General features: G+C 71.4%; 21 protein-coding genes. 7 read left to right on the top strand and 14 right to left on the bottom strand.

Annotated features, from left to right (window positions below):
• Positions 1-146: 146 nt before the first annotated feature.
• Positions 147-677, bottom strand: a complete 531-nt coding sequence (locus tag IDM40_RS06035; RefSeq protein WP_193120906.1) for a hypothetical protein — start codon at positions 675-677, stop codon at positions 147-149.
• Between the two features lie 122 nt (positions 678-799).
• Here IDM40_RS06035 and IDM40_RS06030 point away from each other — a divergent pair, with 122 nt between their 5' ends.
• Both IDM40_RS06030 and IDM40_RS06025 read left to right on the top strand, forming a co-directional pair.
• Positions 800-2,512 carry an ABC transporter transmembrane domain-containing protein gene (locus IDM40_RS06030; RefSeq protein ID WP_235997360.1) on the top strand — a complete coding sequence of 571 codons (1,713 nt, stop codon included), beginning with the start codon at positions 800-802 and terminating at the stop codon, positions 2,510-2,512.
• Positions 2,509-4,263: an ABC transporter ATP-binding protein gene (locus tag IDM40_RS06025; protein WP_193120905.1), complete on the top strand. Its 1,755-nt coding sequence runs from the start codon at positions 2,509-2,511 to the stop codon at positions 4,261-4,263. The genes IDM40_RS06030 and IDM40_RS06025 overlap by 4 nt, the downstream gene beginning before the upstream one ends.
• Before the next feature lie 13 nt (positions 4,264-4,276).
• Here the strand turns inward: IDM40_RS06025 and IDM40_RS06020 are convergent, their stop codons facing one another.
• The 6 genes from IDM40_RS06020 to IDM40_RS05995 all read right to left on the bottom strand — a co-directional run bounded on the left by IDM40_RS06020 (position 4,277) and on the right by IDM40_RS05995 (position 9,482).
• Positions 4,277-5,074, bottom strand: a complete 798-nt coding sequence (locus IDM40_RS06020) for an ABC transporter permease (RefSeq protein WP_193120904.1) — start codon at positions 5,072-5,074, stop codon at positions 4,277-4,279.
• A gap of 12 nt (positions 5,075-5,086) precedes the next feature.
• Positions 5,087-5,866: an ABC transporter permease gene (locus tag IDM40_RS06015; protein ID WP_193120903.1), complete on the bottom strand. Its 780-nt coding sequence runs from the start codon at positions 5,864-5,866 to the stop codon at positions 5,087-5,089.
• Positions 5,863-6,813: an ABC transporter ATP-binding protein gene (locus IDM40_RS06010; RefSeq protein ID WP_193120902.1), complete on the bottom strand. Its 951-nt coding sequence runs from the start codon at positions 6,811-6,813 to the stop codon at positions 5,863-5,865. Before IDM40_RS06010 ends, IDM40_RS06015 begins: the two co-directional genes overlap by 4 nt.
• Before the next feature lie 354 nt (positions 6,814-7,167).
• On the bottom strand, positions 7,168-8,124 hold the full coding sequence (locus IDM40_RS06005) for an aminoglycoside phosphotransferase/kinase family protein (RefSeq protein ID WP_216630393.1): 957 nt from the start codon (positions 8,122-8,124) through the stop codon (positions 7,168-7,170).
• A gap of 58 nt (positions 8,125-8,182) precedes the next feature.
• Positions 8,183-8,341: a hypothetical protein gene (locus IDM40_RS06000; RefSeq protein WP_193120901.1), complete on the bottom strand. Its 159-nt coding sequence runs from the start codon at positions 8,339-8,341 to the stop codon at positions 8,183-8,185.
• A 403-nt stretch (positions 8,342-8,744) separates the two neighbouring features.
• Positions 8,745-9,482 (bottom strand): GntR family transcriptional regulator, encoded by a 738-nt coding sequence (locus IDM40_RS05995; protein WP_193120900.1) that lies wholly within the window; start codon positions 9,480-9,482, stop codon positions 8,745-8,747.
• 92 nt (positions 9,483-9,574) lie between these two features.
• Here IDM40_RS05995 and IDM40_RS05990 point away from each other — a divergent pair, with 92 nt between their 5' ends.
• Together IDM40_RS05990 and IDM40_RS05985 are read left to right on the top strand one after the other, a co-directional pair.
• The gene (locus IDM40_RS05990) at positions 9,575-9,985 is read left to right on the top strand and encodes an NUDIX hydrolase (protein ID WP_193120899.1); all 411 of its coding nucleotides are present in this window, start codon (positions 9,575-9,577) and stop codon (positions 9,983-9,985) included.
• Between the two features lie 463 nt (positions 9,986-10,448).
• On the top strand, positions 10,449-11,138 hold the full coding sequence (locus tag IDM40_RS05985; RefSeq protein ID WP_193120898.1) for a hypothetical protein: 690 nt from the start codon (positions 10,449-10,451) through the stop codon (positions 11,136-11,138).
• Positions 11,139-11,241: 103 nt separating this feature from the next.
• On the opposite strand, the gene IDM40_RS05980 is transcribed toward IDM40_RS05985, so the two are convergent.
• From IDM40_RS05980 to zwf, 6 genes are all read right to left on the bottom strand, one after another.
• Positions 11,242-13,527, bottom strand: coding sequence for a xanthine dehydrogenase family protein molybdopterin-binding subunit (locus tag IDM40_RS05980; RefSeq protein WP_216630392.1), 2,286 nt, complete (start codon positions 13,525-13,527; stop codon positions 11,242-11,244).
• A complete protein-coding gene (locus IDM40_RS05975) occupies positions 13,524-14,012 on the bottom strand; it encodes a (2Fe-2S)-binding protein (protein WP_193120897.1) in 489 nt (162 codons plus the stop codon). Before IDM40_RS05975 ends, IDM40_RS05980 begins: the two co-directional genes overlap by 4 nt.
• Positions 14,013-14,014: 2 nt before the next feature.
• Complete coding sequence (locus tag IDM40_RS05970; RefSeq protein ID WP_193120896.1) at positions 14,015-14,878, bottom strand: FAD binding domain-containing protein; 864 nt, start codon at positions 14,876-14,878, stop codon at positions 14,015-14,017.
• A gap of 287 nt (positions 14,879-15,165) precedes the next feature.
• Complete coding sequence (gene eda / locus IDM40_RS05965) at positions 15,166-15,798, bottom strand: bifunctional 4-hydroxy-2-oxoglutarate aldolase/2-dehydro-3-deoxy-phosphogluconate aldolase (protein WP_193120895.1); 633 nt, start codon at positions 15,796-15,798, stop codon at positions 15,166-15,168.
• 52 nt (positions 15,799-15,850) lie between these two features.
• Positions 15,851-17,665 (bottom strand): phosphogluconate dehydratase, encoded by a 1,815-nt coding sequence (gene edd, locus IDM40_RS05960; RefSeq protein ID WP_193120894.1) that lies wholly within the window; start codon positions 17,663-17,665, stop codon positions 15,851-15,853.
• Positions 17,662-19,137 carry a glucose-6-phosphate dehydrogenase gene (gene zwf / locus IDM40_RS05955; RefSeq protein ID WP_193120893.1) on the bottom strand — a complete coding sequence of 492 codons (1,476 nt, stop codon included), beginning with the start codon at positions 19,135-19,137 and terminating at the stop codon, positions 17,662-17,664. The genes edd and zwf overlap by 4 nt, the downstream gene beginning before the upstream one ends.
• A gap of 196 nt (positions 19,138-19,333) precedes the next feature.
• Here zwf and IDM40_RS05950 point away from each other — a divergent pair, with 196 nt between their 5' ends.
• The 3 genes from IDM40_RS05950 to IDM40_RS05940 all read left to right on the top strand — a co-directional run bounded on the left by IDM40_RS05950 (position 19,334) and on the right by IDM40_RS05940 (position 23,275).
• Positions 19,334-20,527, top strand: a complete 1,194-nt coding sequence (locus tag IDM40_RS05950) for an ROK family transcriptional regulator (RefSeq protein ID WP_193120892.1) — start codon at positions 19,334-19,336, stop codon at positions 20,525-20,527.
• A 110-nt stretch (positions 20,528-20,637) separates the two neighbouring features.
• Positions 20,638-21,342, top strand: coding sequence for a hypothetical protein (locus IDM40_RS05945; protein WP_193120891.1), 705 nt, complete (start codon positions 20,638-20,640; stop codon positions 21,340-21,342).
• 523 nt (positions 21,343-21,865) lie between these two features.
• Positions 21,866-23,275, top strand: coding sequence for an LCP family protein (locus IDM40_RS05940; protein WP_407939933.1), 1,410 nt, complete (start codon positions 21,866-21,868; stop codon positions 23,273-23,275).
• Between the two features lie 199 nt (positions 23,276-23,474).
• On the opposite strand, the gene IDM40_RS05935 is transcribed toward IDM40_RS05940, so the two are convergent.
• The gene (locus IDM40_RS05935; RefSeq protein ID WP_235997359.1) at positions 23,475-24,344 is read right to left on the bottom strand and encodes a hypothetical protein; all 870 of its coding nucleotides are present in this window, start codon (positions 24,342-24,344) and stop codon (positions 23,475-23,477) included.
• Positions 24,345-24,512 lie beyond the last annotated feature (168 nt).

The raw sequence follows: 24,512 nt of genomic DNA, 5'->3' as shown, positions 1-24,512 counted from the left end.
TAGGCATGCGTTATGCACACCCGATGATTTCTGAGTCCTTTTTGCCCGATTGCCCTTTTTGGTGCTGGTGCTACTGGTGGGATCTCAAACCTGAAGAAGGACACACCAGAGTTGTCCACAGGCTCTGGACCCGTCCCGGCATCCGCTCAGGATCCGGAGCGCATGGGACGTTCGTAGGCGGCGATACGGGCCCAGTCACCGAACGCCGGGACCGTGTCGCGGTTGGGGGTCAGGTCGACCGAGTCGTACCGCGTGGTGACCGTCTCTCCCGCGGTCTTGTCCCGGACGATGTGGGTGAGCAGGTCGGGCCGGGCGTAGGAGTAACTCTCGATGACCGAGGCGTCGCCCGGGCTCGAGCGGGGATCGTCGTCCGGGTACGTGTGGACCCACACGCTGCGGAGGAACAGGTCGTCCCCACACCGCCGGAACACATGTTTCACGGTTCGGCGACCGCAATGGTCCATGAACTCGGCGGCCGCGTAGCCGATCTTCCAGTGGAAGGTCAGGATCACCGGTTCTCTCCCCGCTCCGGACCCGCGGAAGGCCCCGGTAGGAACCACGGCGGTGAAGCGTTCCCCGGAGTCCTCATAGCGTTTCCGGGCAGTCGCGGCCGTCATGGGCCTGTTCGCCTTCCCGAGCTTGAAGCTCCAGTTCAGGCAGTAGACCGTTTCGGCCATCGGTTCTCCTCGCGTGATCATGCGTTGTCCACAGGCTCTGGACCCGCCCCAGCGAATTCTTTCCGGCCCTGGTACCTCTTGGAGCTCAGCCACCGTTCCCCGCCGAGAGCGAGGTCCCCCCCATGGCACGACCGACCCTCCGGGAACCCGGGACGCCGGACGCACGCGGTCCGTGGCGGTTCCTGTGGTGGCTGATCCGGAGCCAGCCGCTGCGGGTTCTGCGCGGGGCCCTGCTGGGCATCGTCTGGATGCTGCTGCTGATGCTGCCGCCCTACCTGATCGCCCGCGCGGTGGACGACGGGCTGCGCGCCGGGGACCACCGGGCGCTGCTGGGCTGGGTCGGGGTGTTCCTCGTGGTGACGGTCGGCAACACGGTGGTGTCGATCCTGCGCCACCGCACGATGTCGATGGTGCGCATGGACGCGGCGCTGCGCACGATCCGTGTATTGGCCAGGCACGCCGCGTACCTGGGTGGACCCCCGCTGCGGCGCCCGAGCTCCGGTGAGTTCACCCAGATCCAGGGTGTGGACGTGGCGCGGGTGTCGCAGATCCTCACGATGACCGGGCCCGGGGTGGGCGCGGTGGCGGCGTACGCGGCGGTTGCGGGCATGCTGCTGACCATCTCGCCCGTGCTGGCCGTGGTCGTGCTCGTCGGCGTTCCGCTCATGGCGCTGACCGTCGGACCGCTGCTCGACCGGGTGCACGGGCGCGCCACGGAGTACCGGCGCCAGGAGGGCGAGCTCACCGCGCTGGCCGGGGACGTCGTGGCGGGCCTGCGCGTGCTGCGCGGGCTCGGCGGCGGACGGTTCATGGACGAGCGGTACCGGGGGCGCTCGGCTGAGCTGTTGGAGCAGGGGTACCGGTTGAGCCGGCCCACGAGCTGGTTCCAGGCGGTCAGCGCGTGCCTCCCCGTGGTGTTCCTGGGCCTGGTCACGTGGCTGGTGGCGCGCATGGCGGTCGGCGGGCAGATCACCGTCGGCGAGGCGGTGGCGGTCTACGGGTTCGTCGCGGCCCTGGCGGTTCCGGTGTTCTTCCTGGTGGAGGCGGCCGGCGACCTGGTGATCGGGCACGTGTCCCTGCGGCGGGTCACCGGACTGCTGTCGCTGCGGCCGGAGCTCACCGACCCCGAGGAGCCCAGACCCGCGCCCGAGAGACCGGCGGAGCTGTTCGACCCCGGTTCCGGGGTGCGGGTGCGGCCGGGCGTGACGACGGCGCTGGTCAGCGCCGGCGCCGGGGACGCGGTGGTGATCGAGCGCCTGGCACGGCTCACCGGGTCCGACGCGACCTGGGGAGGAACACCGCTGGACACTGTCGCGCTCGCCGACGTACGGGCCCGCATCCTCGCCAACGGAAACGACGCCCGTGTCTTCGGCGGCACCCTGCGCGAGGCCATGGACCCGCACCACCACCTGCCCGACGAGCAGGTGCGGCACGCGCTGTGGACCGCCGGGGCGAGCGAGCTGCTCACCGCCGCCCCCGAAGGGCTCGACGCCCCGGTGCAGGACCGTGCCGGGGACCTGTCCGGCGGGCAGCGCCAACGCCTGTTGCTGGCCCGGGCGGTGGCGGCCGACCCGGAGGTACTCATGCTCCTCGACCCGGTCTCGGCCGTGGACTCCCACACCGAGACCATGGTCGCCGCACGCCTTGCCGCCGCGCGGGAGGGGCGCACGACCGTGCTGGCCACGACCGCGCCGCCGTTGTTGGAGCTCGCCGAGCACGTGGTGTTCCTGGTCGACGGCCGGGTCCGCGCGGAGGGCGAGCACGCGGGGCTGGCCGAGACGCAGCCCGAGTACCGGGCCCTGACCGTGCGCGCCGCCGACGGGAGCCCTGCATGAGTACCGCCGAGAGCCTTCCGGTGGCCGACCGTGCCACCCTGTTCCGCGACCTGAGGGCCCTGCTGCGCGAGGACCGGCGCCGCGTGCTCGTGCTGGTGTTGCTGGCGTGCCTGACCAGCGCCGTCGCGCTCGCCGGGCCGTACCTGCTCGGGGTGGTCGTCGACCGCTTGGAGGCCGGGACCGCCACGGTCGCGACCGTCGACCGCATCGCGCTCCTGGTGCTGGTGGCGGCGCTGGTGCAGTTGGTGTTCGCCCGGTTCACGCAGCTGTGCGCGGCCCGGTTCGGCGAATGGGCGCTGCGGCGTGTGCGCGAGGACTTCGTGCACGATGCCCTCGCCCTGCCCGCCCGGACCGTCGAACGCGCCGGCGCCGGAGACCTCACCACCCGCGCCTCCACCGACGTGGGCAACGTGGGCACGACCCTGCGCGGTGCGCTGCCGGACGTCCTGCCCGCGTTCCTGCAGGTGGTGTTCCTGCTGGGCGGGGTGTTCTGGCTGAGCCCGATGCTCGGAACGCTCGCCCTGGTGGCGCTGCCGCCGCTGGCGCTGGTGACCCGGTGGTACCTGCGCCGTTCCCACCCCGCCTACCTGGAGGAGGGGCGGGCCACCTCCACATCGGTCGCCGAGGTCACCGCCACCGCCGAGGGCGGGCGCACGGTCGAGGCGTTCGGCCTGGCCGGGCAGCGCATCGAACGCACCGACGCCCGCGCCGGGGAGCTGCACACCGCCCGGATGCGCACGCTGCGGCTGCGCACGGTCTTCTACCTGACCGCGGACGCCGCGTTCGCCCTCGCCGGGGTGCTGGTGCTGCTCGTGGGCGGGCTCGCGTTCCTGCAGGGGTCGGTGAGCCTGGGTGTGGTGGTCACGTGCGCGCTGTACATGACGCAGTTGGACGACCCCGTCGGGCGGCTCACGTTCTGGACCGAGCAGGTGCAGCGCGGGGCCGCCTCGTTCGCCCGGCTCCGGGGTGTGTCGGCGGCCGTGGAACCCCGAGGGGCGGCGCTCGAGGAGCCCGACGGCGACCGCATCGAGGTGCGCGGTGCCCGGTTCTCGTACCTGCCCGGACGTGAGGTGCTGCGCGGGGTGGACCTCACCCTGCGGCCCGGCGAGCGCCTCGCCGTCGTGGGTCCTTCAGGCGCCGGCAAGACCACGCTCGGCCTGTTGTTGTCCGGGGTGGAGCGGCCCAGCTCCGGTTCCGTCCGCGTCGGCGGGGTGCCCGTCGCCGACCTGGCGCCCGAACAGCTGCGCGAACGTGTGGTGATGGTGAGCCAGGAGCAGCACGTGTTCGCCGGGAGTGTGCGCGACAACCTCGCCCTCGCGGCGCCCTCGGCCGACGACGCGTGCCTGCTCGCCGCGCTCACCGCCGTCGGGGCCGACTGGGCGCGTGCGCTGCCGGAGGGCCTGGACACCGCCGTCGGCTCCGGCGGACTGGACCTGGACCCCGCCCGCGCCCAGCAGCTCGCGCTCGCCCGGGTGGTGCTCGCCGACCCGCACACGGTGGTGCTGGACGAGGCGACGTCGTCCCTCGACCCGTCGACGGCCCGCCGCACCGAGCGCGCGCTCGCGGGCGCCCTCGCCGGACGCACCGTCGTGGCGATCGCGCACCGGTTGCACACCGCGCACGACGCCGACCGGGTCGCGGTCGTCGAGGACGGGCTCGTCACCGAGCTCGGCACGCACGCGGACCTCGTCGCCGCCGGCGGGCCCTACGCCGCCCTCTGGCGCTCCTGGCACGGCCCTGGGGACACCTGATGCGGGCGCGGTTTCAGTCGAGTCCGCCACGGCCGCGGCGGGCACGCGCCAGGACCCGCCGGAAGGCCAAGGTGGCCACCACGAACCAGACCGCCCCGACAGCGAGCATGAGCCCGGAGGCCGCCGCGACGGCCCCCAGGTCCCCGTCCTGGAGCGCCCGCACCGCGTCCAACCCGTGGGTCACGGGCAGCGCCTGCGCGATCCACCGCAGGACCGGCGGCCAGAAGTCCAGCGGCACCATCGCCCCGGAGAACGCCGTGGTGTACAGCGTCATCACCGTGCTGGCGATGTTGCGCACCTCGGTGAAGGACAGGGCGAGCGCGCCCACGACCAGGGCCAGGCAGTACGTCGTCAGCGCGGTCAGCGCCGCCAGGACGATCACGAACGGGACCTTCCACAGCGCCCACGGGTCACCGAAGAACGGGGGCACCGCGAGCAGCGCCACCGACGTCGTCACGGCCGCGGACACGGGCCAGAACACGCTCCGTCCGAAGAACAACAGCACCGGCTCGACCGGCGAGGCGGTGATGAGCGGCATGCGCCCCTGCATCCGTTCCCAGCAGGTGGAGGACGAGGTCAGCATCGTCTCGGTGACGCAGACCATCATCGCCGCGCCGACGATGATGAACGCCGTGTACTCCGGGTCACCCACGAGCACACCCACGAGGGCGAAGAAGACCACCTGGCACAGCAGCCGCACGAGCCACGCGAAGGACCACGATCGCCAGGTGTAGATAGTCCAGAAGTCGGCGTGGGCCACCATCGCGGCCCCGCGCACGGTCCGGGCCGCGCGCACGGGTGAGAACGTCATGGCGGTCCCCTTTCAGACCTGAGAGAGCGTGCCCTCGGAGCGGGCACGGCGCAGGAAACGCACGATGGTGGCCCCGCCGATGAGCAGGCCGAGGGCGCCCAGCGCGAGCACCATGAGCAGGCGCAACGCAGCGTGTTCCACCGCCTCGGGGGCGAGGGCGTCACGCATCAGGTCCGCGCCCCAGGACAGGTACAGCAGCCGGCCGACCGCCTCGAGCCATCCGGGGAAGAGCGTGATCGGCACCATCACGCCGCTGAGCACGAACACCGGCATCGGGAGGGTGTTCTGCACGATGCGCGCGCTGGGTGCGAGCACGAAGAGGGCGGAGAACGCCGCGGCGGTCGCGGCGGTGGAGACGGTCACGGCCAGGGCGGTGAGCACGAACAGGACGGGGTGGTGGATCGTGATCCAGGCGTCCATGACCAGCCCGGCCGCCAGGATCGACAGGCCGAACGCGGGCAGGGCGAGCAGCATCGCCCCGCACAGCCTGCCGAAGAGCAGCGCCGGAAACGACACCGGGGAGGCGACGAGGAGTTCGAGGCGTCCCCCTTCGCGGTCCTCGCTGATCATCTCGCCCGCGTACATCAGCGCCGCCAACCACAGCGTCATGAGGGTGGGCGCGACCACCGCGTAGGAGGCCAGGTCGCCGCGGCCCGAGTAGGTGACCATCGACAGCAGCGTGATGGTGAAGAAGGGCGCGCTGACGAGGGAGAAGTACGCGTTGGTACTGACCGCGAGCTCGCGTGCCTGAAAGCCGAACCCGAGCCCGAACGCGCGCAGGAGCGCGGTCACCGGTCCACCCCCATCCCGCGCCGGCCGACCAGGTGGAGGTAGACCTCTTCGAGGTCCGGCCGACTGCGGGCGACGTCGCGCACACCGGAGTCGACGAGCGTGCGCAGGACGGCGAGTGTGGCGTCGGGTTGCTCGGTCTCCACGCGCACGAGGGAGCCCTGATCCTCGCGTACGGAGACGACGCCGTCCAGCGCCGCGATCCGGTCGCGCACGTGGTCGGGCACCCCGCGGGCGTCGACCCTCTCGTAGGCCGAGACCAGGTCGCCGATGGTGCCAGGGCTCTCGGTGAGCTCGAGCCGGCCCCGGTCGATGAGGGAGACCCGGTCGCTGAGGGCGGCGGCCTCGGCCATGTCGTGGGTCGTGAGCAGGATCGTGGTGCCGCCGTCGCGCAGCTCGTGCACGAGGGCACGGAAGTCGCGCGCGGCCACCGGGTCCATGCCGACGGTCGGTTCGTCGAGGATGAGCACGCCGGGGTCGGAGACCAGGCCCCGGGCCAGGTGCAGGCGCTGTTTCATGCCCCGCGAGAAGGAACCGGCCCGCTCGTCGGCGCGCCCGTCGAGGCCGACACGTTCGAGGAGTTCACCCACTCGGGCGCGGCGGCGCCGACGCGACAGCCCGTACGCTCCCGCCCAGAAGTCGAGGTTCTGCCGGGCGGTGAGCCGTTCGTAGAGGCCCTTCTCGCCGCCGAAGACCACCCCGAGCGCGAGCTTGACGGCGTGGGTGTCGGTGACGACGTCGTGCCCCAGCACACGGACCGTTCCGGAGGTGGGGAGCAGGACCGTGGAGATGATCTTGCACAGCGTGGTCTTGCCGGCGCCGTTGGGGCCCAGGAGGCCGTGCACCTCGCCCTCGGGAACCGTGAGGTCCACTCCTGCGAGCGCCTCGAAGTCCTCACCCCCTTTCCGCCGGTACAGACGGGTGAGGTCGGTGATCTCCAGGGCGGGCACGGAGCCTCCAGGGGGTTGGGGGTGCCCTCAGGCTACGACCCGGCCCATGACGCGATCATGCCCGCACCTACGCGCGCATGAGGAGTGCTTGCTCGCCATCCCGGATGCCGTCGCCTGGTGTTGGGCCAAGGGCGGTGCGTGGAAGCAGAGCGTCATGCCCATGATCGAGCAGGTCCACCGGCTCTGAACGCGCGAAAGGCGGCTCACCAACCGTCCGGATGGCTGCCGCCTTCACTTCACCGGAGCTACTGCCCCGTGCGTTTTCGACGTTAGACGCACTCGGACCCGCATGCATGAGACATGCGCTTCCCGGATGGGCCGGATGGTCGCCACCTGCGACAGCCGGTGCCGGCCCTACGCGCCCGCGCGGCGCAGCCGCTCGGCCCCCTGCTCCCGCACGGCGTCGCAGCACAGCGGGGCGCCGCCGTGCAGGGCCTCCCAACGGGCGTTGTGCGCCGCGGGCCACAGGCTCGCCGCCCACGCCAGCTGCAGCTCCGCTTCCCCGAACCGGCGTCCGCGCGCCTCCTGATAGGTCTCCAGAAACGCGGCGGAGCTCTCCACGGGTGCCAGCGTCGGTGGGAGAGCGCTCGCGAACGTTCCGGAGGCCGCGCCCGCCAACGCCGCCTCGGGCTGCCACGCCAGGCTGTCCCAGTCGTGCACGGCCCACACCCGGTCACCGCGCCAGCGCAGGTTCTGCGCCTCGAAGTCGGCGTGGCCCAGTACACGGGGCAGGTCCTCGGCCAGTTCGAGCGCCCTCGCCCGTGCCCTCGTCGCGGTGCGGATCACGTGCTCGGGTACGGGGTGCTGAACGCGTGCGTCGAGCTCGGGGACGGCCGGCCACAGACCGGGGTCCCCGTGGTCCCACCGTGCCCACCGCGGGTTCGGCAGCGGGGGTGCGATGGGCGCGCCGTCCAGATCCGCCATCATCCGTGCGAACACCTCCGCGTAACGCCGGGCGATGACGGGGGTCTCGCCGTGCAGCACGTCGCCGCCACCCCGGTACTCCTCCGCGTGCACGGCCAACGCCTTCTCGCCAACGGAGCCGGCCACCGTGCTCACGGGCGTGAGCGGGTGGGCACACGGAAACCCGCGCTCGGACAGACGGGCCTGGGCGGCAACACAGGCGGCGGCCCGGAGGTCCTCGTCCGGGCGCACCTTGACCACGACCTCGTGCCCGCTCGCCATGCGCAGCCCGTAGACCCGCGACATCGACCGGTGCCGGAACAGCACGGAGACCGGTTCGTCGTGGAGATGGTCCATGCACCAGCTCGGAACCCAGTCCGGCAGATCGTCGAGCGCCACAGCGCGCATGTTTCCACCTCGCGCGGCAGCAAGGAAGACATGTCTCTGCACCGGTTTACTGCTCGGCTCAGAGGTGTGGTCGGATGCCGGTCGCTTCGCGTTCCCTGCGCAGCTCGGCGAACTTCCGGTCCTGCTCCTCCAGGGCCATTTGCTCTTCCAACGTCAGTGGAGCGTTCTCGGGGTCGGTCGGGTCGTAGCCGGTGGTGGGTTCGGCACTATCGGCCATGTCGGTCCCCTCGGGTTCGGGGTTCGGAAGTCAGACAGGAGCGGACCCTCTCAAGGGCAGGATCCGGCGCCTCGTCACCGGAGGGGCTCCCACCGGCCGACCCGCGGTTCCGGATGTTCCATCGCCACAGCCAGGTCCTCGGCGCTGTCTCGGATGATGGTCGGCTCGGTGCCGTCGTCCACTCGGGCGGTCGCGATCCACATGCGCCCGGAACACCGGATCCAGTACCGCTCGCCGTGAAGAGCCTGGAGCCGGGCAAGCTCATGCGGGGATCGTTCGGACGAAGCTCCGCCCCCGTCGGATGATGACTCTCGAGAAGACACATGCACTCCTGCACTTATGTATATAAGTTGAGAGTCAGTCTCTCCGGACGCACCCGCGAGCGCAAGCAGTTCAGGAGAACTCAGTCGTCAGCCGAGATCCTGTACTCCAGGACGAACCTGTCCGCGGCCATGACCGTGTCACAGACCTCGATCACGCGACCGCCCACGTCATACGCGCTGCGCAGGAGTCGGATCACCGGCGCGCCGACCCCGAGGGAGAGCGCAGACACTTCTTCCTTCGTGCCTGGGCGGGCCGAGACTTCCTCGACGAACTCGGACAAGCGGTGCCCGTTCGCCTCCAGACGGGCGTAGATTCCTCCGGGGCCGGGCTGTTCCGAAGCCAGTTCAGGGATGGCGTCAGCCAGCTCCCTGGGGATATAGGAGGCGGCGGTTTCGACCGGCACTCCATCCGCGAAATACAGACGTCGGCGCTCCAACACCTTCGAACCCTCAGGCACCCCGAGCTTCAGCGCGATCTCCTGTGCAACAGACACCGAGCCGATGTTCAGTACCCGCACATCCGCCGTGATCCCTGCTTGGTCGGTCTCGGCCAAGAACGCAGCCTGGCCGGCCTCCCGGTGTGAACGGCGGAACCTGTCGAATGACTTACGGCGCACAGCCGGACGGCCGCGGACGAAGGTGCCCCGGCCGTGGAAGGTCTCGGCCAATCCCCACGTGCGCAATTCCGTCACGGCCTTGCGCACGGTCCCCTGGGCCACGCCGTATCGACTCATCAGTACGGCTTCACTGGGCACGCGTTCGCCCGACGGTAGTGTCCCTTGAAGGATCTGCTCCCGTAGGTCCTCAGCGATCTGCATGTACCGCGGTCGACCCAAGTCTCGCAACGTAACCCCCCATCGCAGTCGCCTCTCGTCAGAGCACTCAGACAGTACAAGGTGGTCCAACGCTCATGCACTCCGTCTCCGTCGCGGGCGCCGTCATCGACGTGGAGGGCCGCTTCCTCGCGATCAGGCGCGCGGACAACGGGCGCTGGGAACTCCCGGGCGGGGTTCTTGAGGCGGATGAGGAGATCGAGGCCGGGGTGCGCCGCGAGGTGCACGAGGAGACCGGAATCCGGGTCCGTGTGGGCCCCCTGACCGGGGTGTACAAGAACATCCGCAGGGGCATCGTCGCCCTGGTCTTCCACTGCTTTCCTGAGGGCGGAGACCTCTCAACGACCGATGAAGCGACCGAGGTGGCATGGCTCAGCGAGCACCAGGTGCACGAGCTCATGTTGGAGGCCTACGCCTGCCGACTGCTCGACGCGGCCACGGACGGACCGCCGAGCATACGCACCCACGACGGCACCCGCCTCCTATGAGCCACCGGTCCCCGTGGTTCGGGGGTGCGAGGCCTGAACCGTCGACGCGGGATTACCGATTCGCAGCAGAACACATATGCCAAAGATTCGGACAATCGGGGCATCCGAGAATGGCTGAATTCCGAACCTTGCCCCGACACCCATTCTGCGCCCGCACAGCCTGAGCTGGGAAAACCCGGAAGCCCCGAATATTTTTCCGGGGAATCTCGCCGAACCCGCCAAACCGGTGTTCGAGCGCTATAGGGTGCTGGCATCGCCTTGATCCACGCAACACCCTGACCCCGCGATCCGACGATCTCTTCGATCTTAGCGGACCCCGCGGTCCCAGCGATCGCCCGAGGGCGGGCCCCGAGGATGGATCGGTGGTTCCACAACTGAAAAACACGGTGACCCCGCGACGGTTTTCCAGCCGCCCGGGGCCGTGGCCAGCAACATCCACCCTTTAACCAAAGGAATTGCCAGCATGCCCAAGTGTATCGCTGCCGTGTTCGCCGCTGCCTGGAACCTGACCCGGGCACTCATCTCAGGGCTGTTCTCCCAGCCCAAGGGCCGCCACTCCGCCGAACAGCTCCGGCGCCGCCGCTCCACACGCGTACGCCCCTACGCCCCCATGACCCCAGCAGCTCCCGAGCGCCTCCCCTCACATCCGACCGTGCGAAAGCACGACGACGTACCCGAAGAGCCCCCGGCCCTCAAGCCCCCGTCGGTCGAAGCGGAGATCGACGCCGACGAAGTGGCCCTCGTGCGCCCGTACTTCCGTGCCCACGAGGCCGCAGCCTCAGCCGAGTCCGAGGCGCTCCGCGTTCAGGGCCGCGCCACCGCCCGACTGCGCGCATGGGGCGCCGACCTGGACCACCTGGAGTCCGGCCCGGACTCCCCCTTCTCCTTCGGCCCGCCCCCGCGCGGCACCCGCACCCACACGCTCGACGAACACCCCGCCCCGGACCCGCAACCCGAATCGGCGGCCCCGTTCCCGGCCCCAGCCGCCCCGACCGACACCTTCCACGTCCCGGCCCCGCGCACCCCGGCCCCGCGCGTACCCGCACGCATGAACGGCCTCCCGCACCTGTCCCGGATCCGGGAACGCCAACAAGCGCGGCGCGGCCGGACCCAGGGCAGGCACGGACGCGTCCTCGCGGGGTCGGGCACGTGAACACCACCGCCGACCCGATGAGCGCACGTACGACATCGGTCGGCGATCACCCCCGATGAACGCCGCGCGCGTCGGCGGGCCCGTCCCCCGTCGACGCGCGTCCCTAGGCGCGCAGCTCGTCGATGGCGCGCAGCACCCGCTCGGGCGACAGCGGCAGCGCAGTGACCCGCGCGCCGCCGGTGGCGTCCGCGACGGCGTTGGCGATGGCGCTGGCCACCGGCAGCATCCCGCCCTCGCCCATGCCCTTCGCGCCGAACGGCCCGGGGCCGTGCCCCTGCTCCTGGGTGATGGACACGAACGATTCCGGCAGGTCCTCGGCCATCGGGACCCGGTAGTCGAGCGCCTCACCGTTGAGCAGCTCGGCCCCGTCGTAGCGCATCTCCTCGAACAGCGCCTGCGCCATCCCCATGACGGCCGCGCCCTCGTCCTGGCCGCGGCAGTTGGCGAGGTTGATGGCGTGCCCGGCGTCGCCGCTGACGACGAGCTTGTCGAGGGACACCACCCCGGTCTCGGGGTCGACCTCGACCTCGGCGGCGACCCACCCGATCTCCCAGAACACACAGGGCGCATCGAGGGGCGCGAACTCGGAGTTGGCGGCCTTGGCGAACCCCTCCCCGGTGAACTCGTAACCGGTCCCGCCGTAGTGGCCGAGGATCAGCGGCACCAGGGGCACGGTCTCCCCCTTGTGAACCAGGTTCCAGTGGTCGAGGTCGAGCTCCTCGACGGGGTGCCCGAGCCGCTCCGAGGCGAACTCCAGCACCCGCCGACGGGCGTCGAGGGCGGCTCGCTCGACCGCCTTGCCGGTGACGGCGATCCCCGACGAGGCGTTGGTGCCCTGGTCGAAGGGGGTGGTGTCGGTGTTGACGGGTGTGTACACGACGTGGTCGAGCGGGACCTTGAGGACCTCCGCCACGACCGCGGCGAGGGAGGTGGAGATGCCCTGCCCGACCTCGATGGACCCGCAGTGCAGGTACACGGTCCCGTCGGTGGAGAGCTTCACGCGCGCCTGCGCGGGTTTGTTCACGCCCCCGCCGTCCTTGAGGCCGACCGCGAGCCCAACGCCGCGTCCGGGCACCCGTTCGCGCCCGTGGTACCCGATCTCGGCGGCGACCTTCTCCAGCCCGAGCCGCAGGTCGCTGTCGATGCCGGACTCACCCGGGACGAAGGGTTCGCCGAGCCCTTTGAAGTTCATCACCCGCAGGTCGTAGGGGTCGATGCCGAGGCGTTCGGCGATCATGTCGACCTGGCTCTCGCTCGCCCAGGTCGCCTGCGTCGCGCCGAACCCGCGGTAGGGGCCTGCGGGCGTCGTGTTGGTCATGACGCAGCCGCACCGGGAGGAGATGTGCTCCCACCGGTAGGGCCCCGGCATCCGGTACCCGGCCTTCTCGGCGACGAGCGGGCTGCCGTCGGTGTAGGCGCCTGCGTCGAGCAGCACCTCGCTCTCGCGCGCCACGAACCGGCCGTCCGCCATCACGCCGGTGCGCACCTTGAGCAGGGCGGCGTGCTGGGTCAGCGTCAGGAACCCTTCCTCGGTGGTGAGGCAGTACCGCACGGGGCGCCCGCTGAGTTGGGCGAGAAGCACCGCGATGGGTTCGGTCTTGCAGTTGTGCTTGGACCCGAACCCTCCGCCGACGAGGGGCACGTGCACCCGGATCCGGTTCTCGGGCCGCCCGAAGACCCGCGCGAGCTCCTTGCGCAGCGGGAACGGGTTCTGCGTGGAGGTCCACAGCTCGATCCCGAACTCGTCGGCGCGGGCGACCGTCACGAACGGTTCCAGGTGGAAGTGGTTCATGCGCGAGAACACGAAGGTGTCCTCGAAGACGTGGTCGCAGCGGTCCCACACCGCGGGGTCGCCGGTCTCGTAGGAGAACTCGAAGGAGACGTTCTTGCGCGGCCGCAGCTGCACGGACGCACCGGTGCCGTAGGGCGGGAGCACACCCCGGGGCGCCTCCTCGAACAGTTCGGGGGCACCGTCGGCTTCGGCCTCCTCCACCCCGGTGACCGCGGGCAGGGGTTCGTACTCGACGTCGACGAGTTCGAGGGCGCGCAGGGCGGTGGCCTCGTCCTCGGCGGCCACGGCGGCGACGACGTCCCCGACGTAGCGCACGCGGTCGGTGGCGACCACGGGCTGGTCCTTGACGAAGAACCCGTAGACGGGGTCGAGCCCTTCCAGGTCGTCGCGGGTGACGACGGCGTGCACCCCGTCCAGGCGTGCGGCACGGGAGGCGTCCACGGACACGAGGCGGGCGTGGGCGTGCGGGCTGCGCAGCACCTTGGCGTGCAGCATCCCAGGCAGGACGACGTCGGCGGTGTACTGCGACCGCCCGGTGGTCTTGACGTGGGCGTCGGCGCGTTGGTCGCCGCGGCCGACGGTCTCGCGGGTGGTCACTCGCCCTCCCCCTCACGCACGATCTCGCCGGCACGCAGCACCGATTCGAGGATCATCTCGTAGCCGGTGCAGCGGCAGACGTTGGAACTGATCCAGGCCCGGACCGTTGCCGGGTCGGGGTCGGGGTCGCGGCGCAGGAGGGCGGCGGTGAGCATGAGCATCCCGGAGGTGCAGTACCCGCACTGGAACCCGCCGCGCTCGCGGAAGGCCTGTTGGGCGGCGCCGAGGTGGGTGTCGGCGGACTCCCCGTCGACGACCTCCACGTTCGCGCCCTCGACCTGGAACGCCATCATCGAGCAGGTGGCGACGGGGCGGTCGTCCACGAGCCCGGTGCAGCTGCCGCAGACCCCGCGTTCGCAGGACAGCTTCACCCCGGTCATGCCGTGGCGCTCGCGCAGCAGGTCGGCGAGCACGGTGTTGGCGGGCACGGTCTCGGAGCGCTCGGTCCCGTTGAGCCGGTAGGTGACGGTGGTCTTGTCGGACATGGTCAGGCCCCCTTCAGCAGGTCCTGGAGTCGGCGCCGGATCAGGACGGCGGCGGCGCGGCGCCGGTAGTCGGCCGAGGTGACCGGGTCACCCACGGAGTCGTCGAAGCGGGCTGCGGTGTCCTGGGCGAGCGCGGTCAGCCCCGCCTCGTCGCGGGGGTGGTCGGTGAGGTCGAAGTCGACGGCGCGGGGCGCGCGGTACTCCGACCCGAGCACGGCGCGGCCGTGGATGCCGGTGTCGGTCTCGCGCAGGGCGACGGCGACGGTCATGACGGGGCGCAGGGACCGGTCGTAGGCGAGCCGCACGCGTCCGGGTTCGGGGATGCGGGCCCCGAGCAGGAGCGACGCGGCGGGCGGTGCGTCCTCCCACAGGTCGACGGGTTCGGTCTCGAAGACGCCGTCGGGGCCGAGGAACCGCAGGCGTGCGCCGAGCGCGCGCAGCATGATCGGCATCTCGTAGCGGGTGCGGCGTGCCATGAGGTTGCCGCCGAGCGTCGCGGTGAAGCGGATCCGCACGGTGGCGATGCGTCCCCAGCCGTCGGCGAGGCCGGGGAGGAGGCTGACGACGTCGGGGGCGAGTGAACCGGTGGCGTGGTCGACGCCGGCGCCCAGGTGGAGGCCGTCGTCGGTGTGGGTGATGCTGCGCAGTTCCTGAACGCCGCCGAGGTGGACGAGGGCGCTGGGGGCGAGCCCTTCGCGGAACTGGGCCGCGAGGTCGGTGCCGCCGCAGTGGTAACGCGCGTCCGGCCCTTCCTCGGTGTGCGCGGCGACGGCCTCGGCAGCGGAACCGGGCCGCAGCAGCCGGACCCGGGGGAGTGATCGGTGTGTGGGGGACACCCAGCCCGTACGGCTGGCCAGCAACTGCATGCGCGGTCTCCTCTGTGCCGTGCCCCAGGGGACGGTATTTTAGAACTCAGATGAATCGACAGCCAGGGGATCGACATACGCTCGCAACAGAACACGAATAAGCGGCGTCTACGTCGAAACGATCCGAGTCAACGGGGGCAGAGTTTTACTTGGCACTAAGATTTTCGTGCAAGTATTTCTAGCAAGCCCCACACAGGAGCGCAAGGGTTCTCCAGGGGTGCACACAAGAACGTGCGGGCGCGGACACCGTGGTCCGCACCCGCACGAGTGCTGTCTTCAGGGGGCCGTCAGAGCTGGGCGGCCTCCCGCGCCAGCTCCGTCACGCGGTCCCAGTCCCCCACCTCGATCAGCGAGGACGGCGTGAGCCAGCTGCCGCCCACGCAGCCCACGTTGGGCAGCGCGAGGTAGGAGGGCGCCGAGTCGACGGTGATCCCGCCGGTCGGGCAGAAGCGCGCCTGCGGCAGCGGGGAGGCCAGCGACTTCAGGAACGCCGCACCACCCGACGCCTCGGCCGGGAAGAACTTCATCTCGTGCACGCCCCGCTCCAGCAGTTCCAGGGCCTCCGAGACCGTGGAGACACCCGGCAGGAACGGCAGCCCCGTCTCGGCCACCGCCGCGCTCAGACGCGGGGTGCAACCCGGACTGACCAGGAACGACGCCCCGGCCCGGGCCGCCGCCGACGCCTGCTCCGGTGTCGTCACGGTGCCCGCGCCCACCACGGCCTCGGGCACCTCGCCGGCGACCCGCTCGATCGCCTCGAGGGCGCCCGGGGTGCGCAGGGTGATCTCGACTCCGGGCAGCCCGCCGGCCACGAGCGCGCGGGCCAGCGGCACGGCCGTGGCGGGGTCGTCGACCACGACCACCGGCATGACCGGCGCCAGGTCCAACAGGTCGGCCCCGGAGGCGGGCTTCGTCGTCATCTGTGTGCTCTCCCGTGGAAACGAGGTGGATGGAGGTGTGTGCGGACCCGGGTCACAGGACCCCGGCGCCGGTCTCGGCCGGGCCGACCGCTCCGCGCATGGCCGCGAACAGTTCCCGTCCGGTGCCTGCGGAGGAGTCCACACTCGGGCGGGCCGCCTCCCGGCCGGAGAGATCGGCGAGCACGTCCAGTGTGCCCTGCGACGCGTCCAGTCGGACCGGGTCGCCGTCGCGGATGTACGCCAGCGGGCCGTCGTGGGCGGCCTCCGGCGAGACGTGGATGGCGGCGGGCACCTTGCCCGAGGCGCCCGACATCCGGCCGTCGGTGACCAGGGCGACCTTCTGGCCCCGGTCCTGGAGCACGCCGAGCGACGGGGTCAGCTTGTGCAGCTCCGGCATGCCGTTGGCGCTGGGGCCCTGGAACCGGACCACGGCCACGAGGTCGCCGGTCAGCTCACCCGCGGCGAAGGCCTCCTGCAACTGCGCCTGGTCGTCGAAGACCCGCGCGGGCGCCTCCACGACGTGGCGTTCGGAGGCGACCGCGGAGACCTTGATGACCGCGCGCCCGAGGTTGCCCTCGAGCATGCGCAGGCCGCCGTCGGGGGCGAAGGGGTCCTCCGCACCGCGCAGCACGTCCTTGTCACCGCTCTCGACCGGGCCGTCCACCCAGGTCAGCGATCCGTCATCGGTCAGCTGCGGGACCTTGCGGTACTGGGAGAGCCCGCGGCCCATGACGGTGTCGACGTCCTCGTGCAGCAGCCCGGCGTCGATCAGGGAACCGATGAGGTGGGCCATGCCGCCGGCCTGGTGGAACTGGTTCACGTCCGCGGCGCCGTTGGGGTACATGCGCGTCAGCAGCGGCACGACGTCCGACAGCGCGGCGAAGTCGTCCCAGGTGAGCTCGATGCCGGCGGCGCGCGCCATCGCGACCAGGTGCAGCGTGTGGTTGCTGGACCCGCCGGTGGCCAGGAGCGCGACGACGGCGTTGACGACCGCACGCTCGTCGATCTGCTCACCGACCGGGACGTGGTGCCCGCTCACGGCGGTGTGTCCCAGCACGCGGCGCCCGGCCTCAGCGGTCAGGGCCTCGCGCAGCGGGGTGCCCGGGGGCTCGAAGCTCGCGCCGGCCAGGTGCAGACCCATGACCTCCATGAGCATCTGGTTGGAGTTCGCGGTGCCGTAGAAGGTGCAGGTCCCGGGCGCGTGGTAGGCGGAGGACTCGGCCTGCAGCAGCTCGCGGCGGCCCACCTGGCCCTCGGCGTGCTGCTGCCGCACCTTGGCCTTGTCGCGGTTGGGCAGGCCGGAGGGCATCGGGCCGGCCGGGACGAAGGCCACGGGCAGGTGGCCGAAGGACAGGGCGCCGATGAGCAGGCCAGGGACGATCTTGTCGCACACGCCGAGCATGAGGGCGCCGTCGAACATGTCGTGGGACAGCGCCACGGCCGAGGACATCGCGATGACGTCGCGGCTGAACAGCGACAGTTCCATGCCGGCCCGCCCCTGCGTGATGCCGTCGCACATGGCGGGGACACCGCCGGCGAACTGGGCGACGCCGCCGGCCTCGGAGACCGCCGACTTGATGAGGTCCGGGTAGTCCTTGAGCGGCTGGTGCGCGGAGAGCATGTCGTTGTAGGCCGACACGATCGCCAGGTTCGGGGTCACCTCGCCCGAGAGCTTGAGCTTGTCCGAGACGCCGCACGCGGCGAACCCGTGCGCGAGATTGGCGCATCCGAGGGAGCTGCGGGCCGGGCCCTCGCTCGCGGCGGCCCGGATGCGCTCCAGGTAGGCGGCGCGGCTGTCGGCGCTGCGTTCGGCGAGGCGGCGGGTCACCTCTGCGACGACGGGATGGACTTCGACGTGCGCGGTCATCGTGTCTGCTCCTGTTCGTACCAGGTCCGGCCGTTGCGGCCGATGAGCCGGTGGGCGCCTGCGGGGCCGGCGCTCCCGGCCGGGTAGATCTCGGGGGAGGTGTGGTGGTCGGTCCACGCGGCGATCACGGGGTCCACCCAGCGCCAGGCCGCCTCGACCTCGTCGCGGCGCACGAACAGGGTGGGGTCGCCGGCCAGGACGTCGGCCAGCAGCCGCTCGTAGGCCTCGGGCGAGCGGGTGTCGAAGGTGTCGGCGAAGCTGAGCTTCAGCGGCACCGGGCGCAGCCGCGGGGCTCCGGGGCCGGGTTCCTTGGCCGTCATGGTCAGGTGGATGCCCTCGTCGGGCTGGAGGCGGATGACGAGGTGTCCGGGCCCGGGGAGGCCGTCGGCGCCGGGGAAGATGGTGTGCGGCACCTCCCGGAACCGCACGACGATCTCCGAGCGCGCCTGTTCCATGCGCTTGCCGGTACGCAGGTAGAAGGGCACGCCGGCCCAGCGCCAGTTGGCGACCTCGGCACGCAGGGCCACGAAGGTCTCGGTGTCGCCGGTGGCGGGTCCGCCGGCCTCGTCCAGGTAGCCGACGACCTCCTCGCCGCCGACGCTGCCGGGACCGTACTGTCCGCGCACGGTGTCCTCGTGCACGCGGTCGCCGGTGAGCGGCGTGAGCGCCTGCAGGACCTTGAGTTTCTCGTCGCGTACTGAGTCGCGGTCGTAGCTGGACGGCGGCTCCATCGCGGTCAGGCACAGGAGCTGGAGCAGGTGGTTCTGCACCATGTCGCGCATGGCGCCGGAGGTGTCGTAATAACCGCGCCGGCCGCCCACACCGACCGACTCGGCGGCGGTGATCTGCACGTGGTCGATCCAGCGCGAGTTCCACAGGGGTTCGAGGATGACGTTGGCGAACCGCAGCACGAGCAGGTTCTGCACCGTCTCCTTCCCCAGGTAGTGGTCGATCCGGTAGGTGTCGGCCTCCGGGAAGACCTCGGCGACCTCGGCGTTGACCTCGCGCGCGGAGGCGAGATCGCGGCCCAGGGGCTTCTCGAGCACGACGCGGGAGCCGGGCACGGCCAGTCCGGCGTCGCGCAGACCGCGGCAGATGGCACCGGAGAGCATGGGCGGGACGGCGAGGTGGAAGACACGGTCGCGGCCGGGCGTGAGCGCGTCGGCGAGGTCGTTCCAGCCGCGGGGGTCGCCGCCGACGTCGACGGTGACGTGGGCGAGGCGGTCGAGGAAACGGCGCAGGACGTCGGGGTCGTTGACCTCGTGGTGTCCACGGATCGCGGCTGCGGCCTTGTCGCGCAGGTCGGCGGCGGTGAGGCCGTCGCGGGACACGGCGACGACGCGGGTCCCGGGGTCGAGGCGGCCGTCGCGGTCGAGCAGGTGCAGTGACGGCAGGAGCTTGCGCATGGCCAGGTCACCGGTGCCGCCGAAGACCACGAGGTCGGTGGGTCCGGACGCGGGTGGCTGAGGCATGTCGGTTCTTCCGTCGGGGAGAGGCGCGGTGGGGGGGTGCGCGGGAGAAGGGGGTCGTTCCAGGTCGACTGACCCTCTTCCGACCATAGGCCGGAGTATGAACAAAAACCAAGCACACTTCTGAACAATTATTTACATAACCGCGCACCGTTTCTCGCGCCTGGGTGTGCCAAGGCCACGGATGGTTCAATGTGGCATGCCCAGAACCCCGGGACGCCTGTCTTCGACCGCCACGAGCGGCCACATCCTGGAGCTCATCCGCACCGGCACGGCCACCAACCGCTCGGAGATCGCCCGCACCACCGGCCTCTCGCGCCCCTCCGTGGCGCTGCGCGTGGCCGAGCTCGTCGGCGGCGGGCTCGTCGTCGAACGCAACGGTGCCCCCTCCGGCGGCGGCCGCCCGCCCACGCTCCTGGAGTTCGACGCCTCCTCGGGGCTGATCCTCACCAGTGCCCTCGGCATGGCCCGCAGCCAGGCCGCCGTGTGCGACCTCAACGGCGCGGTGCTCGTGCGCACGCCCGGCTCCCCCGACCTCGAGGGCGGCCCGGAGACCACCGTGCCGTGGCTCCTGGAGACCTGGCGCGAACAGCTCGCCTCACTGGGCAGGGACACCGGTTCCGTGCGCGGCGTCGGCATCGGGCTCCCCGGGACCGTCGAGTACCACACCGGACGCGCCGCCTACCGCCCCTTCCTCGGCCCGTGGGCGGGGGTCGCGCTCGGACCGCTCATCGCCGAGCACCTGCCCGCGCCCGTCCCCGTGACCGTCGACAACGACGTCAACGTGATGGCGGTCGGCGAGCACCTGTGCGGGGGCCACGGCCGCCCGGACGACATGGTCTTCGTCAAGGCCTCCACGGGCATAGGAGCAGGGCTGGTCTCCGGCGGCAGGTTGCTGCGCGGGTCGCTGGGCGCCGCCGGGGAACTCGGCCACATCCCCGTGCGCGACAGCGGCGGGCTGCCGTGCCGCTGCGGCAACACCGACTGCCTGGAGGCCGTCGCGGGCGGGCGCGCGCTGCTCAACGCCGCCGCGGAGCAGGGCAGGGACGTCGACGGGCTCAAGGAACTGGTGTCCCTGGCACTGGACGGCGACCCGGTCGCGGTCACCCTCGTGCGCGGGGCAGGGCGGCGCCTGGGCGAGGCCCTGGCCGGCGCGGTCAACCTCCTCAACCCCGACACCATCGTGCTGGGCGGGGACCTGTCGGAGGCCTACGACCACCTCGTGGCCGGCGTGCGCGAGGTGATCTTCTCGCAGTGCACCGCCCTGGCGACCCGGCAGCTGCGGGTCGTGTCGAGCTCGCTGTGGGACGAGGCCGGCGTGCGCGGATGCGCTGCGATGGTGGCCGAGGAGATCCTCTCACCGGAAGCGGTCAACGCATTCCTCGCCGGGTAGGAACACTTGACAACCCTCACCGAAGTGGCGAATAGTCACCGATCACCGCGCGGCCCCCTCGATGTTCCCCACGCCTGAACCGCGCGGCCCCCGCCCGGAAAGGTCCCCTCGTGCTCGACACCGAAGTTCTCACCGCTCTGCTCGTGGGTGCCGGGATCGCACTGGTCACCAGCGTGGCCGTCACCGCGTTCCAGGCACGCCTGACCCGGCGCACCGACACCAGGTCCGCCTCCCGCACTTCGGCACGGAGCCTGATGAGCGCCTTCATCTCCGAGCGCGACTCCGACAGCCCTGGTGACAACTTCCTCGGCGAGGCGGAGATGACGGTCATGGCGATGACCGACCGTAAGACCCGCGACCGGCTCCGCGACCTCATCCGGCTCCTGCGCGAACGCTCGCTGCCGGAGCTGGAGGAGCTCAGCGGGGTCAACGCCGAACGCGCCCGCCGCCTGCTGTGCGACCACGCGCTGGAGGTGCTCGGCGCGCACCTGCGTTCGGAGCGCCTGCCCGAGGTGCCCTCCAACGTCCGCACGATGCTCTCCGTCGAGGAGGAAGCACTGCGCATGCGGTCGGGCGAGGCAACCGCCCCGAGCGAGCCCATCACCAAGACCGCGGTCACCGAACGCCCCCGCCACACCGGCGGCAAGGGCGGATCGAGCGGTGGCACGGCCCGCCGCAAGACCGCCGCCAAGCCGGCCCCGAAGCCCGCTGCGAAGGCTTCGGCCAAGACCGCGACCAAGATCCCCGAGACCGAGACCGACAAGGCGCAGAAGAAGGAGAAGGAGAACAGCGCCTTCTGGGACGACGACGAGTAGACGACACCTGGCCGAACAGGGTCGCTTCTGCCCGAAGACACTGCCGGTGTGCCCGTCCTGGTGATTTCGGCGGGTCACACCGGCCTTCGTCCGCACAAGGATGAGAAAGTCGGGCTCGGGAGCGCCAGAAGGCGCCCGACCTGCGAAGGAATTGTGCGGCGCAATTGCGGTCAGTACTCCCGCTCGCGGACAACCCGAGCACGCCACCGGAGACAACTTCACCTAGGATCGCCACGCGTGGGTGTCGGCATCCCCGTCCTGGCCCCGTGTCCCCATCCTCTGCACCGGACCTGGTCGCCCGCACCCCCCGCCCCCCGCTCCACTCCGCACACGGACCACTGACCCTTGCCGGGCGACGACGCGGTCCTCGGCCCGCCCCGTCGCCCGGGACCACCGAGATTGCACGATGGCCGCTGACGACGACAACAAAAACGGACCCGGTCCGGACGACGACCGCTCCCCCTCCTCCCCTGCCGAACCCGGAGGCGTCCCCACACCTGCTTCGGATACGGAGGGAAATGAAGTGACCACTGAGGGCACTGGTGCGGACGGGAAGGACGAGGAGCCGGAGGAGACCGGCACCGAGGACACCGGCACGGAAGAGACCAGTACCGACGGCCCCGCGGACGACGCCGAACAGCCCGGCATCGAACAGGTCGAGGCCGACCTCGCGTTCGACGAGGCGGAGCCCGAGGAGCCCGAACCCGACGTCGACTCCCCCGGGCAGAAGGCCGCGGAGGCGGCCCCGGCAGCGAAACCGGTGCGGCCGCGCCGGTGGCGCAAGGCCCTCCTGTGGTCCGCCGCCTCGCTCGCCCTGGTGATGGTCGCCCTGGTCGGCGGCGCCTACGCCTACTACCACTCGCTCCGGTCCGACATGGACCAGCACGACATCGAGTCGGTTCTGGTCGAGGAGGACCGCCCGGACGCCATCGACGACGCGGTCAACGTGCTCTTCATCGGCTCCGACGGGTACGAGGAGGACAGTCCCGCCTACACGCAGGAGTTCGAGGGCGAGCGCTCCGACTCCCTGATGCTCGCGCACATCTCCCCCGACGACCGTGCGTCCGTGGTGAGCTTCCCCCGCGACTCCCTGGTCGAGCTCCCGGGCTGCGAACCCTACGGCGAGACCGACGGCACGCACCCCCACTACGGCATGATCAACGCGGCGCTCTACCACGGCGGTCCTCCGTGTGTGGTGCACACGATCGAGTCGCTGACCGACATCCGCATCGACCACTTCGTGCACCTGAGCTTCGCGAGCTTCCGCGACGTCGTCGACGCCATCGGCGGGGTGGAGATGTGCATCCCCGAGCCGATGGAGGACGACCGCTCCGACCTGGAGCTCGACGCCGGCGACCAGGTGCTGGACGGGGAGACCGCACTGTCCTTCGTACGTGCGCGCTACGAGATCGGCGACGGCGGCGACATCGGACGCATCGACCGGCAGCAGATGTTCATGGCCGCGCTGGCCAACCAGGTGGTCAGCAGCGAGGTCCTCACGAGCCCGCGGAAGATGAACGGCATCGCCGAGGCCGTCGCCCAGCACAGCGCCACCGACCAGGACCTCAGCCTGGACCGCATGGTCTCGCTCGCGTTCACGCTCGCCGACGCCGACCTGTCGGACATCGAGTTCCACACCGTGCCCTGGTTCCAGGCGCCGCACGACCCCGACCGGATCGTGTGGAACGAGGAGGAGGCCGAGAAGCTCTTCAACGCGGTCCGCGACGGTGAACCGCTGCCGGAGCTCATGGCCGCCGACGACACCCAGGCCCCGAACGAGCCCCCGGGCGCCGAACCCACCGAGGCCGGCCTCCCGCAGACCGAGGACGAGCCCTCGGAGTCGCCGTCGCCGTCCGCGCGGCCGGGCGAGGGGCGCGACGCCACCTCCGACCCCTGCGCGGACGGCCTCGGTCTCGGCACCGAGGACGACTGAGGGGCGGACACGGCAACGGGGGCGGGCCCGCACCGGGTCCGCCCCCGCGTCACGTCCGGGCGGCGGGGACCGTCTCGTCCGCCGTCGTCCGCACCGGGAACCCCCACAGTTCGACCGGTGCCACCTCGGCGGCGGGTCCCGCGCGCCGCCCAGACGCTGTGCGCCCGCCACGACCTGCGGGCGCACGTTCCGGGAAGGTTCAGACCAGGTCGCCCGGGAGCATGTCGGTGACGGGGTCGGTGTTGACCTCGGCGCCGGTCACGTCATCCAGGCCGGACATGGGCAGCGCCTCGGTGCCCAGCTCGGGCTCGCCCAGCTCGGGCAGGCCCTCGAGCCCGACGAGGTCCTCGTTGGTCTGCACCTCGTCGGACATCGGCAGGGTGTCCTCGACGCCGACGAGGTCGGCGACCCCGCCGGTCAGGTCGGCGTTCTCACCGGTGTCGAGGCTGACGGGGCTCTCGCCGTCGCTCATCGGCACGCTCTCGCCGAAGTCGCGGACCGGGTCGTCGAGCTCGACCAGGTGGGGCTGCACCTCGTGGACCCCGACCATGCCGCCGACCTCGGAGGCGGTGTCGGAGGCGACGTCGGTGACCTGCTCGACCGTCCCCGCGTCGTCGCCGTCGGCCAGCGGCACCGTGTCCTCCGCGCCCGACAGCACGTCGCCGAGGCCCTGGGTGACATCGCGCTCAGCGACCAGCGGCACCGTGTCCTCGGCGCTGACCGGCATCACCCGGTTCAGGCCCTGGTCGGGGTCGAAGGTGCCGGACAGCGGCAGGGTCTCCTCGTCGAGGTCCAGCGGGCCGAGGGCGGTGGTGTTCTCGGTCCCGGCGTCCACGGGGGCGTCGGCGTTGACGTTCTCGAGTACAGGGCCGGTGCCGGCGCCACCGGACTGCGGCTGCACCTCGGGGTCGGCGGAGAGCTCGCCGGGCTGGACGTCGACCACGCTGTCGAGGGGCAGCTCCTCCAGGGGCAGGCCGTCGAGGGTCTCGGCGCCGGCGACGCCCGCCCCGAGGGCGACGAAGCCCGCGGTACCGGCGGTGAGCAGCAGGGTTCGAGCGGTGTGGAGCATCAGGGGTCCTTCCGAAAGGGTCATTGCCGTGCTTCTGTGCCTTCGGTCCTGGTCGGTGCACCCGGACCGACGTGAACCCCGTCGGTGTGTTTCGGCGGAGCTCACGACGGTTCCCAGAGAGCGTGCGGGCGCGGCGGCCCGGGGCTGGGAACGGTGCGTGAGAAGGAC

Source organism: Nocardiopsis coralli, from assembly GCF_014892575.1.
In the GTDB taxonomy this organism is placed as follows: Bacteria; Actinomycetota; Actinomycetes; order Streptosporangiales; family Streptosporangiaceae; genus Nocardiopsis; species Nocardiopsis coralli.
This window is presented reverse-complemented; position numbering and strand designations above follow the sequence as displayed.

Bases quoted from the DNA above. Each gene is read 5' to 3' on its own strand.
- IDM40_RS06035 (WP_193120906.1), bottom strand. From the start codon at position 677: ATGGCCGAAACGGTCTACTGCCTGAACTGGAGCTTCAAGCTCGGGAAG.
- IDM40_RS06030 (WP_235997360.1), top strand. From the start codon at position 800: ATGGCACGACCGACCCTCCGGGAACCCGGGACGCCGGACGCACGCGGT.
- IDM40_RS06025 (WP_193120905.1), top strand. From the start codon at position 2,509: ATGAGTACCGCCGAGAGCCTTCCGGTGGCCGACCGTGCCACCCTGTTC.
- IDM40_RS06020 (WP_193120904.1), bottom strand. From the start codon at position 5,074: ATGACGTTCTCACCCGTGCGCGCGGCCCGGACCGTGCGCGGGGCCGCG.
- IDM40_RS06005 (WP_216630393.1), bottom strand. From the start codon at position 8,124: ATGCGCGCTGTGGCGCTCGACGATCTGCCGGACTGGGTTCCGAGCTGG.
- IDM40_RS06000 (WP_193120901.1), bottom strand. From the start codon at position 8,341: ATGGCCGATAGTGCCGAACCCACCACCGGCTACGACCCGACCGACCCC.
- IDM40_RS05995 (WP_193120900.1), bottom strand. From the start codon at position 9,482: ATGCAGATCGCTGAGGACCTACGGGAGCAGATCCTTCAAGGGACACTA.
- IDM40_RS05990 (WP_193120899.1), top strand. From the start codon at position 9,575: ATGCACTCCGTCTCCGTCGCGGGCGCCGTCATCGACGTGGAGGGCCGC.
- IDM40_RS05985 (WP_193120898.1), top strand. From the start codon at position 10,449: ATGCCCAAGTGTATCGCTGCCGTGTTCGCCGCTGCCTGGAACCTGACC.
- IDM40_RS05975 (WP_193120897.1), bottom strand. From the start codon at position 14,012: ATGTCCGACAAGACCACCGTCACCTACCGGCTCAACGGGACCGAGCGC.
- IDM40_RS05970 (WP_193120896.1), bottom strand. From the start codon at position 14,878: ATGCAGTTGCTGGCCAGCCGTACGGGCTGGGTGTCCCCCACACACCGA.
- eda (WP_193120895.1), bottom strand. From the start codon at position 15,798: ATGACGACGAAGCCCGCCTCCGGGGCCGACCTGTTGGACCTGGCGCCG.
- edd (WP_193120894.1), bottom strand. From the start codon at position 17,665: ATGACCGCGCACGTCGAAGTCCATCCCGTCGTCGCAGAGGTGACCCGC.
- zwf (WP_193120893.1), bottom strand. From the start codon at position 19,137: ATGCCTCAGCCACCCGCGTCCGGACCCACCGACCTCGTGGTCTTCGGC.
- IDM40_RS05950 (WP_193120892.1), top strand. From the start codon at position 19,334: ATGCCCAGAACCCCGGGACGCCTGTCTTCGACCGCCACGAGCGGCCAC.
- IDM40_RS05935 (WP_235997359.1), bottom strand. From the start codon at position 24,344: ATGCTCCACACCGCTCGAACCCTGCTGCTCACCGCCGGTACCGCGGGC.